Below are 15352 nucleotides of genomic sequence, written 5' to 3' on the forward strand. Positions count from 1 at the left end.
GCAAACTTTTTTCAACTTTTTATGAAAAAAAATTGATTTTTTTTTGAGCTAAAACGAGAGCTTAGGTCAAAATAATTCATTGTCAAGGAGTTATTAAATCGATACTCTTTTCCAGAAAATAATGTTAATGCAACGAAGGTTAAACAAAAAAACATTTTCTTTGTATCCTACAATTTAATTAAAAAATAGTTCATGGATAAAGCAGTATTCAATTTCAAAAAATGGAATACCATTTTAGGATGGTTCACATTTGGGATCGCATTATTAACCTACACTTTGACAGTTGAACCTACAATGAGCTTTTGGGATTGCGGCGAATACATAGCCACAGCAGCAAAGCTAGAAGTTGGTCACCCACCAGGAGCGCCTTTATACCAAATGATGGGTGCTTTTTTTGCGATGTTTGCTACCGATCCAACTCACGTGGCGTTAATGGTTAACATGATGTCTGTTTTCTCAAGTGCTTTTACCATCTTATTTATGTTTTGGTCATCGACACTTTTGTTAAAAAAATTAATTAGCATTGTATCTGCCACAGAAACAAGTAACACATTCAATCAAGATAATCATAAATATAATGATATAGTTGTATTAGGAAGTTCTTTTGTAGGGGCACTTGCCTATACTTTTTCGGATAGTTTTTGGTACAATGCCGTTGAAGCCGAAGTATACGCCATGGCCTCTCTATTTATTGCTTTATTATTTTGGTTAGGATTGCGATGGGAACAAGACATGAATAATCCACGAGGAAATAAATGGTTGTTGATCATTTCACTTGTAGTTGGACTTTCATTTGGAGTGCACTTTATGGCCTTGTTAACTATTCCTGCCATTGGTTTTTTATACTTTTTTAAAAACTACAAAGTTGTTACTATTAAAAACTTTATCTTAGCAAACATCATTGTAATTGCAATATTACTCTTCATTTTCAAACTTTTATTACCTCTTACAATGGGTTTCTTTGGAAAAACCGAAGTGTTCATGGTAAACAGTTTGGGATTACCTTTTGACTCAGGAACTATATTTGTAACCTTATTGTTGGTGGCGTTCTTTTACTTTGGCTTAAAAATCACCAAGGAGAAAGGATTAGCGACTTACAACACAGTACTGCTTTGCGTTCTTTTTATCTTAATTGGATTTTCTACCTGGATGATGCTCCCTATTCGAGCAAATGCTAACACCGTAATCAACGAAAACAAACCGTCTGATGCACGCGAAGTTTTGGCCTACTACAACAGAGAACAATATGGAGTAAACCCTTTGTTTTACGGACCTCAATACACTGAAAATTTTGCTGGTTTAGACAAAGACAAACCCTATTTGGATAAAGCTCCTAATTACGAGCGCGATTACAAAACAGGAAAATATGTTATTGTAAACAACTTTAAAAACGCTGCTCAAAATTCTGATGACAATCACAAAACTATTCTACCAAGAATGTGGAGCGATGGTCATATCGAAAACTACATGAATTTTAGTAATCCGCCAGCGTTCAGATTGAATCCTGACTATCCTTACGAAGACGATTTAGGTAAATATGGTATTGATCCAAGTCAGTTAAGTGAAGAGGATTACAATAAAGCCATTGCGCAATTAAAAAATGAAACGGAAAAAATTGTAAATGAGTTCAGACAAGCTTATGCTCAAAATCAAATTGATAACGAAGGTTATGTAAAATTCCTGAAGAGCTATGGCGACTATTTAATTGTTGAAAAACCAACCACTGCAGACAACTTAGGTTTCATGATTGAATACCAATTTGGTTACATGTACTGGAGGTATTTAATGTGGAACTTTGTAGGACGTCAAAATGATGTACAAGGCCGCTACGATTATTTAGACGGGAACTGGTTAAGCGGAATTTCGTTTATCGATGAACTACATTTAGGTAGCCAAGAAAATCTACCATCAGATGTACTAAACAATAAAGGACGTAATGTTTATTTCTTTTTACCATTTATTTTAGGTCTTATCGGATTGATGTATCACGCTAGTAAAGATCGTAAAAGCTTTTATGTACTGCTTTCCTTGTTTCTATTTACCGGAATCGCTTTAAAGATTTACTTAAACGAAAGACCATTTGAACCAAGAGAACGCGACTACGCCCTCGTTGGATCATTCTACGTATTTGCTATTTGGATTGGTTTTGGAGTATACGCATTGTACGAGAGCGCTCAAAAATATTTAGCTCCAAAAATTGCAGGACCAGCACTTATTGCTGCTACTTTACTAGCTGCACCGGTATTAATGGCATCACAAAACTGGGACGATCACGATCGTTCTGGCAAACATACTGCCGTAGCAATGGCAAAAGCGTATTTAGAATCGTGCGACCCAAATGCCATCTTATTTACCATTGGTGACAACGATACCTTCCCACTCTGGTATGCCCAAGAAATAGAAGGCATACGAACTGATGTCAAAATTGTAAACACAAGTCTATTTATGACGGATTGGTATATTGACCAAATGAAAACCAAAACCTACGAGTCGGACCCATTGCCTATATCGTTTACCCATGATGATTATGTAGGTGACAAGTTAGATTATGTAGCTCATATACCAAAAGTAGACAGCCGCTGGGACGTAAAGGATTTGATTAGTTTTATCAAAAATCCGCAATCAACAGTTGACATGCAAAATGGACAAACTATTCATTTTTATCCAACAAACAAAATCAGAATTCCTGTAGACAAAAATGTCATCATTAAAAACAAAGTGGTTAATCCTAAGTTTAATGATTCAATAGTATCATCATTAGATATCGAAATTAAAGGAAACGCGTTATACAAAAATAGGTTAATGATGTTGGATCTTATTGCTAATAACAACTGGAAACGACCTATCTATTTTAGTGGAGGCTCATCAGATAGCGAAGATTATCTTTGGCTGAAAGATTACCTTCAATTGGAGGGTATGGTCTACAAATTGGTTCCAATTAAAACCGCATTAGCAAAAGATGCTAGTCCGCTTGAGATGGGTCAGCTTGATACTGATAATATGTATGCCAAAGTAATGAAATGGGATTGGGGTAATGGCGAAAGTCCAAACATTTACCACGATCCAGAAACCAGACGCAACAGTATAACCTACAGAGCAAATCTTTCTAGACTTATGTTGCAACTTATTGCTGAAGGCAAAAAAGACAAGGCAAAAAACATCATTGAATTAGCGATGACTAAAATGCCTTTTGAATATTTTGGGTATTACTCACTAGTAGAACCCTTTGCAGATGGTTATTATAAAGTTGGTGAAACTGCTAAGGCACAACAGCTATTGAACCAATTGGTTAAAAAATACCAAGAAAACTTGAATTATTATGGCGGATTAAAATCATCTGAACAGTCAAGTATTGCAATCCCAATTATTACTGATATTGAACGATACAGAAGTTTGTTAACAGTCATGAAAACAAATGGCGATTTGGCTTTTTACAACAAAAACAAAGTTAGCTTTAACACTTATATTAAAATGTTTGAGCGTTTTCAACGTGATTTGGAATAAAAGATAGATCACATACCAAAAGAGTGTTTTAGAATAGCCTTTAGAGACTATCACTAAAACACTCTTTTTTATTTAAAAGCATTACTATAACTTTACTTTTAAACTTAGTCTTTCCAAAATTCACAAACAAACTGCGTCTTATGAACTTATATTGGATTAAAACAAATTGGCTTATCAAGCGTTTATTTCACCAATACGTTTGGAGTATTGACACAAAAGAGCGTGTAGTTTATTTAACTTTTGATGACGGTCCTATTCCAGAAATTACGCCTTGGGTCCTTGCTCAATTACAAAAATACAATAGCAAAGCTACCTTTTTTTGTATTGGAGATAATGTGGCTGCAAATCCAGCAATTATTGCACAAATTAATAACTCAGGTCATCGCATAGGCAATCATACCCAAAATCATTTAAACGGCTGGAAAACTCAAAATAAAGTATATGAAGATAATATTATAAGTTGTCAAATGGAACTTGACAAAGTAACCACTACAAATCAATTGCCGTTATTATTTAGACCGCCTTACGGCAAAATAAAACCGAGCCAAGCTCAGGCAGCTCGTCAATTGGGATATAAAATTGTAATGTGGGATATTTTAAGCGCAGACTTTGACACCACAATTACCAAAGAACAGTGCTTAAAAAATGTATTAACCGGAATTCGGCCAGGAAGTATTATCGTTTTTCACGATAGCAAAAAAGCATTCAATAATCTACAGTACGTATTACCAAAAATTTTAGACTATTTACAACAGCATAATTTCAAATGTAAACCGTTGTGATTCGGTACACCAATTTTAAACTTGCTCTTGTACTAAACTAATTATGGTATTGGCATCCAACTCACCTGATTGTCTCCAAACCATTTGGCCTTCTTTATAAATCATTAAAGTAGGAAGCCCTTTAATGCGTAATGCATCTGCCAACTCTTTGTTTTTATCGACATCAATTTTTATGACTTTTGCTTTATCACCAAGCGCTGCCGCCACATCTCTTATTACAGGATGCATCGATACTGAAGGCTCACTCCAATCGGTATAAAAATCTATCAGTACTGGAATTCGAGTATTGATTAGTTCTCCAAATTTTGACATAAAACCAAAAATTTAATTTTGAAAATTAACTACAAAAAGTTAGTTGTATTACAAATGTAGCATTTTTAACCAATTATGCGATACTTACACCTTTTTTTAGCTCGATAACTGTAATTTCAGGCATGATACCTACTCGACCTGGATAGGCATGAAAACCGAATCCACGATTAACATAAACGTATCGTCCGAGGTTTTCGTACAATCCTGCCCACTGTGCGTACACATATTGCACTAAACTCCATTTAAAATAACCAGGAATCTCTATACCAAACTGCATACCATGCGTGTGTCCAGATAGCGTAAGATGATAGTGTTTATCGTCATGTTGAACAACTTTGTCCCAATGCGAAGGATCGTGACTCATTAATATTTTAAAATCTTGTTTGGTTAATGAACCCGAAGCTTTTTTTAAATCACCAGCTTGTTTAAAATTATGTCCCCAATTCTCTACTCCAATCAAAGCCAATTGATCTGCTCCTTTTTTGATAAACGTATGCTCGTTTAGCAACAATTTAAAATCAATGTCGCCGTATAGTTTTTTTATAGCCTGAAAATTGGCTTCTTTTTCTGCCTCGTTAGGCCAAGTTACATATTCGCCGTAATCGTGATTACCAAGTACTGCAAATTTACCAAAAGGATGACTTTTAATTTTATTGAAAGTTTCAATCCAGGGATGCATTTCTTTAGCATGTGTATTGACAATATCTCCTGTAAACAAGATGATATCTGAATTTTGCTCATTCACTAAATCAATAGCAAATTGTATTTTATCAGGATTATCAAAGCTACCACTATGAACATCCGAAATTTGAGTGATCGTAAAACCATCGAATGCATCGGGTAAATCCGGAAAAAATATACGCTGTTTAATTACCTTGTAATTATATTTCCCAATAGTTACGCCATAAATTAGTGATAGAAAAGGAACTGCAGCGAGACCTAAACCTATCTGACTAACGAATTTTCGGCGGGAATCAAAGAAAGCAGCGTCTTTATCGTAGTTTCCAAAAAAATTAATAGTCCCCACAAACAATCTGTAAACGTCTTCACCCAATAGCAATATAGTAATGAGTAGCTTAGGCACATATATTACCAACAACAAACCCATGGTAAACATTGTTTGTTGAGTTTGCCCCACACTACGATCAAACTGAGTGAGCGCATATACGATATAGATTAAAATTAGAACACTTAACACTTGTAATGAGACTAAAAGTGGTTTGCTTTTAATCAAAGTTTTAAGAAACTGATAGGTGTATAATTCTAAGATAAAAAGAATTAAACTTATAAATACGAGACGAATCATTACCGACTATTTTTCAGCAAAATAACAAATTAAGAAATATTAATAAATTTTTATTAGTTTAAATTTAACTAAAATTCACTGAAAATATTTTACCCCAATCATAAAAAAACTGACACAAAAATTGTTTCAGTTTTTTTTCAAATCATCACACTCAAAGCTATATTCGACAATTCCTTCGTAACTATTAGGAAAATTCTATTAGTTTGCCTTTAAATTCTAATCTAGAAAGTCTAAAGAACAGCAAAGACATGCAATTTCTATAGCGTTAGAAAGCGGTTAATGTTAATGAAGTTATTTTTATTGCACCTGCTGATCCTGTGAAATAATCAACATAAACTTCAACAAAATCGTTCGCATTCATTTCTACAGATGCTGACAAGGGAACTGCTACCGTGTCGGTAGTTAAACCTGTGTATGAATATATTTTAGATTTACCTTCTACAACTCCATTTTTGGCAATGTAAAAAATGTAGATCCCCGTTTTCCCCGGATTATCAGCAGCAAACGATAAACTTCCTGTAAATTTTACAATTCGTTTTTTTAGACCAGTATACACAAGCTTACCGTCATTAGAACTAGTTGAAAATCTAAAAGTAGAACTAGCTGCAGATGAAGTCGTGATTGCTATTTTGGTCGGAATTCCTGAATTACTCACTGTAATTGGAACACCAAAGCCTGGAGTGAGGTTAACACTAAATTCTCCCGTGGCTACAGCATCTGTTTCGGTTGGTATTCCCGCACAGCGAACATTCCATTTGTTGTTAAAATTATATCCTGAAAAACTACCCGAACTATAGCCCTTTACATACTTGCCAGTTGATAATGTTCCAGTAAAAACAACCGTTTCCATTACGGCATCTCCCGTTATTGTTGGACTATCAAAAACATCTACTCCCACGGCTGTACCATTTACTTCACAGAAACCACCTTGTTTTTGGATCAAAGAGAACGTACCTGAAAACTTTTCAAAAGTACCTGTATTATCGCCAAACCATGCTGTATTGCTCAATAAAACTCTAGTTGAGTTAGCATAAGTAATTCCTGTAGTATTTCCCACATAATTGATCACCGAGAAAAAAACTAATCCAAAACCACTTATTGTTCCAACATTTGATGAACCAGAAACTATAGAATCTCTAAATATAAAGCTTTGTGTGTTACCCGTAGCAACCAAATTAAAAACAGCGCTACCTCCTGCAATAGTTAAATTTTTTACGGTTCCTCCCGTCGCACCAACAAACAAGGTACCACTTGATTTAAATAGTACATCCGTATTTACGTCCAGTCCAACTAAATAGGCATTGTTTAAATCAATAGAGTGATCAACACTTATAGTACCATTTATTTCATAATAAGTAGTACTATCTAAAAGATATTTGGAGCCGCCACCATTAGCTAATTCTGTTGCCAAAACAGTAGCCAGAACATCAGTAGATTTTATTCTTTTAAATTTTAATCGACCTGTAGTTGCACTATTCATTTGCGTCCAAGCAGTCACTGATTGATTGTAATAACAAAAAGCTTTCAAATCAGTATCGTACACCATTAATCCATCCGCTGGTGAAGCGATTGCATTTTTTTGCGCCGTTGTCATTCTTGGCGTCAACATTCCCTGAGTGGTTGATGAAACATCCAATACCGAACTTGCATCTGGAGTAATTGTACCAACACCCACTTGTGCATAGCTATTTACTGTAAAAATCATAAAACAGATAAAAAAGCTAGATAAAATTTTAAAGGAGAAGTATTTTTTTTTCATGACAGAGGTATTTTGAGTTGTTTGTAATCTGTTCTAAACTTTCAATCAAAAATAATAATTAAAATCGATAAAATGCAAATAATCACGATAAAAAGCACTTATTTTATTAATACAACTATATTTTCTTACAGTAGTAGAGGATTCAAAGGAGAGGTTTTTATATTTTAAGAATTTAACTGGCTACCAACCTCAAATCATTTTGAAATTCCTCCCCTTTAAAAATTCAAATCTTGAAATTCCTCCAAAAAGATTTCCAAACCGCTCCATACTTTGTCTTCGAAGTTTTGTATTTTTGGAATCTTTACAAATTCACACTTATGTCAGCACAAAAAAGACTTTTTTTACTCGATGCCTACGCCTTAATCTTTCGAGGATATTATGCGTTTATTAAAAATCCGAGAATTAACTCCAAAGGCATGGACACCTCTGCCATTATGGGATTTATGAATTCGTTAATGGATGTAATCAAAAGAGAAAAACCAGATCATTTGGCAGTAGCTTTTGACAAAGGAGGTAGCGAGCTTCGAAACGAACTTTTCCCTGAATACAAAGCCAATAGGGATGCCACACCAGAGGCTATTAAAATTGCCGTTCCTTATATTCAAGAATTGCTGAAAGCCATGCACATTCCTATAATTGAAGTAGCGGGTTTCGAGGCTGATGATTTAATTGGTACGATAGCCAAACAAGCCGAGAAAGAAAATTTTAAAGTTTATATGGTTACGCCAGACAAGGATTTTGCACAATTAGTCTCTGAAAACATCTTTATGTACAAGCCTGCCCGAATGGGTAATGGCATTGAAATTTGGGGAATTCCAGAGGTACTTGAAAAATTTGAAATTGAAAGACCCGAACAAGTGATTGATTACTTAGGAATGATGGGCGACTCTGCCGATAACATTCCAGGATTACCGGGTGTGGGCGAAAAAACTGCTAAAAAATTCTTAGCCGAATACGGTTCTATCGAAAATTTGTTAGCCAATACACATGAACTCAAAGGCGCTATCAAGACCAAAATTGAAGCGAATGCTGAGTTGGGTTTACTTTCTAAAAAGCTAGCAACCATCCTATTAGATTGTCCCGTTACCTTTAACGAGGCTGATTATGAATTATCTACTCCTGATGTTGAAAAAACAGATGCACTGTTTAACGAATTAGAATTTAGACGAATGGCCGAGCAATTTGATGCCATTTTTAAAAATCAATCGCAAAACAACAACACAACTGAAGTTGCTAACGATGCAAAGCTCTACAAAAAAAGCTCTAAAAACGACGACCAATTCGATTTATTTGGAGCAGCAACAACAGATGAAGACGCTACTAGTCGCACTTCTTTTTATAACACATTAGCAACAACACCACACGCCTATCAAATCATTCAAGGTGATTTAGGATTGCGCTTGCTGTTGCAAAATTTACAAAATCAAAGTTCTGTTTGTTTTGATACCGAAACTACTGGCCTTGATGCGCTGCATGCAGAATTGGTAGGTATTTCATTTTCGTTCGAGAAAGGAAAAGGATTTTATGTTCCGTTTCCCGAAAATCAAGAGGAAGCACAAGCACTTGCCGCCAAGTTCATTCCGTTTTTTGAAAACGAAGACATTGAAAAAATTGGTCAAAATCTAAAATACGACCTCAAAATACTTTCTAATTATGGTATAACCGTAAAAGGAAAACTATTCGACACCATGATTGCGCATTACTTGATCAATCCTGACATGCGTCACAATATGGATATTTTAGCCGAAACCTATTTGCAATACAGTCCACAATCAATTGAAGAACTTATTGGCAAAAAAGGGAAAAACCAAAAATCAATGCGCGATGTGGCGCTTGAGGAAATCAAAGAATATGCTGTTGAAGATGCCGATGTTACCTTTCAACTTAAAGAATTATTCACAACCGAATTAGACAACACGGGAACAAAAAAATTATTTGACGATATTGAAATTCCGTTAGTTAAAGTTTTAGCCGATATGGAGCGCGAAGGCATTCGTGTAGATGTAGCTTTCTTGCAATCGCTTTCGCAAAACCTAACAGAAGACATAAAAAAGCTAGAACATAACATCTACGAAACCGCAGGCGAAAAATTCAATTTAGCCTCGCCAAAACAACTGGGAGATATTTTATTTGACAAATTGAAAATAGGTGGCGCTAAACAAAAAAAGACCAAAACAGGACAATATGCCACTGGCGAAGAAATTTTAAGTTATTTAGCCGCCGACAATCCAATTGTAAAAGATATTTTAGATTGGCGTCAACTAGTAAAACTACAAAACACTTATGTAGATGCCTTACCTAATCAAGTAGATCTTGTTACAAAACGCATCCATACAGATTACATGCAAACGGTAGCAGCAACAGGACGTTTGAGCTCAAACAATCCTAACTTACAAAACATCCCAATTCGTACCGAACGTGGTCGCCAAATCAGGAAAGCATTTGTTGCTAGAGATGAAAACTATACCTTAGTTTCGGCGGATTACTCTCAAATTGAGCTTCGCGTTATTGCCGCTTTGTGTGGCGAAGAGAATATGATAAAAGCTTTTCAAAATAAAGAAGATATTCATAAATCAACTGCATCAAAAGTATTTAATGTACCGTTAGAAGAAGTGACTCGCGAACAACGTAGTCATGCCAAAACAGTGAATTTCGGAATTATTTATGGTGTTTCGGCATTCGGATTGAGTAATCAAACCAACTTGTCTCGTAAGGAAAGTGCCGATTTGATTGAAGCTTATTACCAAACGTATCCTAAATTAAAATCATACATTCAAGATCAAGTTGATTTTGCTCGAGACAATGGTTATGTGCAAACTATTGTAGGACGTCGCAGGTATTTAAAAGATATCAACTCGCAAAACGCTATTGTTCGTGGTGGAGCTGAACGAAATGCAGTCAACGCACCAATTCAAGGTAGCGCAGCTGATATCATAAAAATTGCCATGATCAACATTCATAAAAAGTTGACCGATGAAAACTGGAAAAGCAAAATGCTCCTTCAAGTACATGACGAACTTGTTTTTGATGTACACAATGACGAACTAGATGCTATTCAACCCATGATTAAACACGAAATGGAAAACGCTTTTCAACTAACTGTTCCATTAGAAGTGGAGATTGGAAAAGGAAAAGATTGGCTCGAAGCACATTAATAAGCAGACATAAAAAAACTCTAATCGAACTGATTAGAGTTTTTTTATATCAAATACACAAATTTTAATTTAAGCCAATCGAGTAGATTCGCGTTCTTTCAGCTTAGTTTTAATCACTTTGGTTTCATAAGGCAAATGTTCCTCATTTGATTCTAAACGATCAATTAGTAATGTAGCCGCTACTTCTCCTATTTCAATTCCGTGCTGACTTACAGTAGTTAAACTTGGAGATAATCGGCGCGAAGCCAAAATTCCGTCAGCAAATCCAATGATCGAAATATCCTCTGGAACTCGGAACCCTTTTTTAACTGCAAAACGCAAAGCTGCTACTGAATCATTTTCTTCTAAAGCAAAAATACCATCAATGCCTTGAGCAAAAACAGCATCAACCTTACTTTTTAAATCTTCTTCCGCATCGGTGCGAATGATGATCGATTCATCTACAGCGATATTATTATCGGCTAAAGCTTTCAAATAACCTTCGGCACGCAATTTACCAACACTCAGATTATCTACAGATGAGAAAAGAGCAATTTTTTTACAACCCAAATCAATTAAATGTTGCGTAGCGTTGAGTGCAGAATCAAAATCATCTACAATAACTTTATCGCAATCGACCCCTTCGGCAATACGGTCAAACATTACAATTGGAGTACCATCATTTATAATTGCAGAAAAATGCTGGTAATCTTCATTTTTTTGCGCCTCTTCAGAAACTGAAACTATAAATCCATCCGTAGTACCATTACTCAACATTTCAAGTGTATGTGCTTCTTTCTCTGACGATTCGTTGGAGATACACATAATAACGTTGTATCCTTTTTCATCAGCAACTTTTTCAATTCCGCTAAACACTTTCGCAAAAAAAGAATTTAAGATATTGGGAATAATAACACCTATAGTCTTTGTTTTTCTGTTCTTCAAATTCAAACCAATCACATTCGGCTTGTAATTTTTAAGCTTGGCATACTCCTTTATCTTAATCTTAGTTTGGTCACTAATCTCCGGACTATCATTTAAGGCTTTAGAAACTGTAGAAACAGAAACATTGAGTTCTTTGGCAATTTGTTTTAGAGTTGCTTTGGCTTTCATAGGAGCTAGATTGTGCGTAGTTAGTTTTAAAAAACGAACACAATGTAAGAATAATTAAAATACAATGTGTCTAATTGACAAAAATAACCATTTTTGATACTGATTTAGCACAGAAAAACGCGAAAAACCAAAAAATACTACGAAAAATAAAATCTATTGAATGCAAAGCAGTTACCTAAAACAAAAAAGAAATAAGGCAAACCAAACAGACAATTAATATCCGTTTGATAATCAGCACACAACCGTTTCTAAAATAATCTTTTCAGGTATTTGCATTTAAAATAAATAATTGTACTTTTGCAACCCCTTTATTGGGGATGGAATGTTTAATTAAAAATATATTATGGACGCATTAAGCTACAAGACACAGTCAGCAAGCAAAGCCACCGTTACTAAAGAGTGGATTGTTGTAGATGCAGAGGGTCACAACTTAGGTCGTCTTGCTTCAAAAGTCGCAATGATTTTAAGAGGTAAGTACAAACCAAGTTACACACCACACGTGGACTGCGGTGATAACGTAATTGTTATCAACTCAGAAAAAATCAACCTTACAGGTAACAAAATGGATGAAAAAACATACATCCGTCACACTGGTTACCCAGGAGGTCAAAGAAGTTTAACTGCTAAAGTATTGCAAGCGAAAAACCCTGCATTATTAGTAGAAAAAGCTGTAAAAGGAATGTTACCTAAAAACAAATTAGGAGCTGAACTTTTTAGAAATTTAAATGTTGTTGTAGGATCAGAGCACAAACAAGGCGCTCAAAAACCTAGAACAGTTAACCTTAACGATCTTAAGTAATGGGAGTTATTCACAAAATCGGTAGAAGAAAAACGGCTGTTGCACGTGTTTACGTTTCAGAAGGAACAGGAGTAATCACTGTAAACAAAAAAGCATTCGAAACGTATTTCCCAACTGCAACTTTACAGTACAAAGTATTACAACCAATGTCTATGACAGAGAATGTAGGTAACTTTGATGTAAAAGTGAACGTTTACGGAGGTGGATCAAATGGTCAAGCAGAAGCTGTAAGAATGGCATTAGCACGTGTAATGTGTGAAGTTAATGCTGAAAACAGAGGGATTTTGAAACCACAAGGTTTATTAACAAGAGATCCAAGAATGGTTGAACGTAAGAAATTCGGTCAGAAGAAAGCTCGTAAGAGATTCCAGTTCTCTAAACGTTAATATCAAATTCGTTTCAAGATCTATTTTCATATATCTTGAAATTATTAAAAAAATGCTGGAAAAATTTCAGTATACATTTAAAAACACAGTTGTTGTTGCTCTCCTACCGAGGTAGGAAATAGTTTAGCATCTAAATAAGCTGAAAGTCAGGCAGACACAAGTCTGAAAGTCGTATCAAAGAAGCTTATTGCTAATCAACAGAACGTAAACTAGAACAAAAATGGCAAACAAAATAGAAGTTAAAGACTTACTAGAAGCAGGTGTTCACTTTGGACACATGACTAGAAAATGGGATCCGAACATGGCTCCTTACATTTATATGGAGCGTAATGGTATTCACATTATCAACCTATATAAAACAGCAGCAAAAATTGAAGAGGCTAATGAAGCTTTGAAAAAAATCGCTGCATCAGGTAGAAAAATATTATTTGTTGCTACCAAAAAACAAGCAAAAGATATCGTTGCTGATAAAGCAAAAGCTGCAAACATGCCTTATATCACTGAAAGATGGCCTGGTGGAATGCTAACTAACTTTGTAACTATCCGTAAAGCTGTTAAAAAAATGGCTACTATTGATAAAATGAAGAAAGATGGTACTTTCATGACTTTATCTAAAAAAGAGCGTTTGCAAGTTGATCGTCTTCGTGCTAAATTAGAGAAAAACTTAGGTTCAATCGCTGACATGTCTAGACTACCGGCTGCATTGTTCGTAGTAGATATCAAAGCAGAACATATCGCTATAAAAGAAGCTCAAAAATTAAACATTCCAGTTTTCGCAATGGTTGATACTAACTCTGATCCACGTGAAGTAGAGTATGTTATTCCTGCAAATGATGACGCTTCTAAATCAATTGATAAAATTTTAACTTTAGTAACTGCTGCAATTATCGAAGGTCTTTCTGATAGAGGTACTGAAAAAGAAACTGAAGCTACTGCTGAAGTTGTTGCTCCAGCTACTGAAACTGCAGAGGCTCCAGCTGCAACTGCAACTGAAGAATAAATCAAATTTTGAATTCCAAATTTTGAATTCCAAATTCCAAAATCAGAAAATAACTTTCTGATAACATTGGAATTTGGGATTTGAAAATTGGAATTTTTACTTTTAACATTAAAATTCAAAATATTATGGCAACAATTACTGCTGCAGACGTAAACAAATTAAGACAAACTACAGGTGCCGGAATGATGGACTGTAAAAAAGCTTTAGTTGAAGCGGAGGGAGATTTCGATAAAGCAATCCAAAACCTTAGAGAAAAAGGACAAAAAGTTGCTGCTAACCGTTCTGACCGTGAGTCTTCTGAAGGAGCTGCTGTTTCTTTTATCAATGCTGATAAAACTAAAGGAGCAATCATCACTTTAAACTGCGAAACAGATTTCGTAGGTAAAAATGAATCTTTCGTTACTTTGGCTAAAGAATTAGTTGAAAAAGCGATCAACTTCTCATCTAAAGAAGAGTTTTTAGCATCAGATTTCAATGGAATTACTGTTGCTGAAAAATTAATTGAGCAAACTGGTGTTATCGGTGAAAAAATCGAAATCGGTGGTTTTGAAATTTTAGAAGGTGCTTTTGTTGGATCTTATGTTCACGTAAACAAAATTGCTGCATTAACTGCTATTTCTGCAGCTGTACCAAATGCTGAAGTTTTGACTAAAGATATCTCTATGCAAGTAGCGTCAATGGGAGCTGATACATTATCTTACAAAGATTTTGATCCTGCTTTTGTTGAGTCTGAATTGGCTGCTCGTATTGCGATCATTGAAAAAGAAAATGAAGAAGCAAAACGTTTAGGAAAAACTTTAAAAAATGTTCCTAAATACATTTCTTTCTCTCAATTAACTGAAGAAGTTATCAAACAAGCTGAAGAAGATGCTAAAGCTGAATTAAAAGCTGAAGGTAAACCAGAGCAAATTTGGGACAAAATTATTCCTGGTAAAATCCAACGTTTTATCTCTGACAACACTACTTTAGACCAAGAAAAAGCTTTACTTGATCAAAACTTCATCAAAGATGACAGTAAAAAAGTAGGTGATTATGTTAAAGGTTTCAATGTTGAAATTACAGGTTTCAAAAGAGCTTCTTTAGGATAGTCACAATTTGATTTCGAGTAGTTGCTATTTGATTTCAATTTTTTAATACAAAGCCCCATTTCAAATTAATTTGAAATGGGGCTTTTTTTTATACAGAATCAAAATTTGCCTTTTCGAACATTATTAAGCATGTGAGGGAACATTGTAGATCTACTAGCTATTTCTCGGC

11 protein-coding genes are annotated in these 15352 nt (G+C 35.0%); 7 read left to right on the top strand and 4 right to left on the bottom strand.

What is annotated here, in order from left to right:
• The first annotated feature begins 192 nt into the window (after positions 1-192).
• A complete protein-coding gene (locus ACXX8U_RS11240) occupies positions 193-3504 on the top strand; it encodes a glycosyltransferase family 117 protein (protein WP_458565922.1) in 3312 nt (1103 codons plus the stop codon).
• 140 nt (positions 3505-3644) lie between these two features.
• Positions 3645-4286 (top strand): polysaccharide deacetylase family protein, encoded by a 642-nt coding sequence (locus ACXX8U_RS11245; protein WP_458565923.1) that lies wholly within the window; start codon positions 3645-3647, stop codon positions 4284-4286.
• Positions 4287-4301: 15 nt separating this feature from the next.
• Here the strand turns inward: ACXX8U_RS11245 and ACXX8U_RS11250 are convergent, their stop codons facing one another.
• From ACXX8U_RS11250 to ACXX8U_RS11260, 3 genes are all read right to left on the bottom strand, one after another.
• A complete protein-coding gene (locus ACXX8U_RS11250) occupies positions 4302-4598 on the bottom strand; it encodes a thioredoxin family protein (RefSeq protein ID WP_236362613.1) in 297 nt (98 codons plus the stop codon).
• A gap of 73 nt (positions 4599-4671) precedes the next feature.
• Positions 4672-5904, bottom strand: a complete 1233-nt coding sequence (locus tag ACXX8U_RS11255) for a metallophosphoesterase (RefSeq protein WP_458565924.1) — start codon at positions 5902-5904, stop codon at positions 4672-4674.
• Positions 5905-6169: 265 nt separating this feature from the next.
• A complete protein-coding gene (locus ACXX8U_RS11260) occupies positions 6170-7663 on the bottom strand; it encodes a phage tail-like protein (protein WP_458565925.1) in 1494 nt (497 codons plus the stop codon).
• 317 nt (positions 7664-7980) lie between these two features.
• Here ACXX8U_RS11260 and polA point away from each other — a divergent pair, with 317 nt between their 5' ends.
• On the top strand, positions 7981-10818 hold the full coding sequence (polA, locus tag ACXX8U_RS11265) for a DNA polymerase I (RefSeq protein WP_458565926.1): 2838 nt from the start codon (positions 7981-7983) through the stop codon (positions 10816-10818).
• A 69-nt stretch (positions 10819-10887) separates the two neighbouring features.
• Here the strand turns inward: polA and ACXX8U_RS11270 are convergent, their stop codons facing one another.
• Positions 10888-11910, bottom strand: coding sequence for a LacI family DNA-binding transcriptional regulator (locus ACXX8U_RS11270; protein WP_458565927.1), 1023 nt, complete (start codon positions 11908-11910; stop codon positions 10888-10890).
• A gap of 343 nt (positions 11911-12253) precedes the next feature.
• Between ACXX8U_RS11270 and rplM the strand changes: the two genes are divergently transcribed.
• From rplM to tsf, 4 genes are all read left to right on the top strand, one after another.
• A complete protein-coding gene (rplM, locus tag ACXX8U_RS11275; protein ID WP_166133019.1) occupies positions 12254-12709 on the top strand; it encodes a 50S ribosomal protein L13 in 456 nt (151 codons plus the stop codon).
• Entirely contained in the window at positions 12709-13095 is a 387-nt protein-coding gene (gene rpsI, locus ACXX8U_RS11280; protein ID WP_166133017.1) for a 30S ribosomal protein S9, read from the top strand. The genes rplM and rpsI overlap by 1 nt, the downstream gene beginning before the upstream one ends.
• A gap of 220 nt (positions 13096-13315) precedes the next feature.
• Complete coding sequence (gene rpsB, locus ACXX8U_RS11285; protein ID WP_236362603.1) at positions 13316-14095, top strand: 30S ribosomal protein S2; 780 nt, start codon at positions 13316-13318, stop codon at positions 14093-14095.
• A gap of 125 nt (positions 14096-14220) precedes the next feature.
• The gene (tsf, locus tag ACXX8U_RS11290) at positions 14221-15183 is read left to right on the top strand and encodes a translation elongation factor Ts (RefSeq protein ID WP_306263978.1); all 963 of its coding nucleotides are present in this window, start codon (positions 14221-14223) and stop codon (positions 15181-15183) included.
• Positions 15184-15352 lie beyond the last annotated feature (169 nt).

The organism is Flavobacterium sp. GNP001, from assembly GCF_054343775.1.

Coding starts and splice junctions, on each gene's coding strand:
- ACXX8U_RS11240 (WP_458565922.1), top strand. CDS start 193: ATGGATAAAGCAGTATTCAATTTCAAAAAATGGAATACCATTTTAGGA.
- ACXX8U_RS11245 (WP_458565923.1), top strand. CDS start 3,645: ATGAACTTATATTGGATTAAAACAAATTGGCTTATCAAGCGTTTATTT.
- ACXX8U_RS11250 (WP_236362613.1), bottom strand. CDS start 4,598: ATGTCAAAATTTGGAGAACTAATCAATACTCGAATTCCAGTACTGATA.
- ACXX8U_RS11255 (WP_458565924.1), bottom strand. CDS start 5,904: ATGATTCGTCTCGTATTTATAAGTTTAATTCTTTTTATCTTAGAATTA.
- ACXX8U_RS11260 (WP_458565925.1), bottom strand. CDS start 7,663: ATGAAAAAAAAATACTTCTCCTTTAAAATTTTATCTAGCTTTTTTATC.
- polA (WP_458565926.1), top strand. CDS start 7,981: ATGTCAGCACAAAAAAGACTTTTTTTACTCGATGCCTACGCCTTAATC.
- ACXX8U_RS11270 (WP_458565927.1), bottom strand. CDS start 11,910: ATGAAAGCCAAAGCAACTCTAAAACAAATTGCCAAAGAACTCAATGTT.
- rplM (WP_166133019.1), top strand. CDS start 12,254: ATGGACGCATTAAGCTACAAGACACAGTCAGCAAGCAAAGCCACCGTT.
- rpsI (WP_166133017.1), top strand. CDS start 12,709: ATGGGAGTTATTCACAAAATCGGTAGAAGAAAAACGGCTGTTGCACGT.
- rpsB (WP_236362603.1), top strand. CDS start 13,316: ATGGCAAACAAAATAGAAGTTAAAGACTTACTAGAAGCAGGTGTTCAC.
- tsf (WP_306263978.1), top strand. CDS start 14,221: ATGGCAACAATTACTGCTGCAGACGTAAACAAATTAAGACAAACTACA.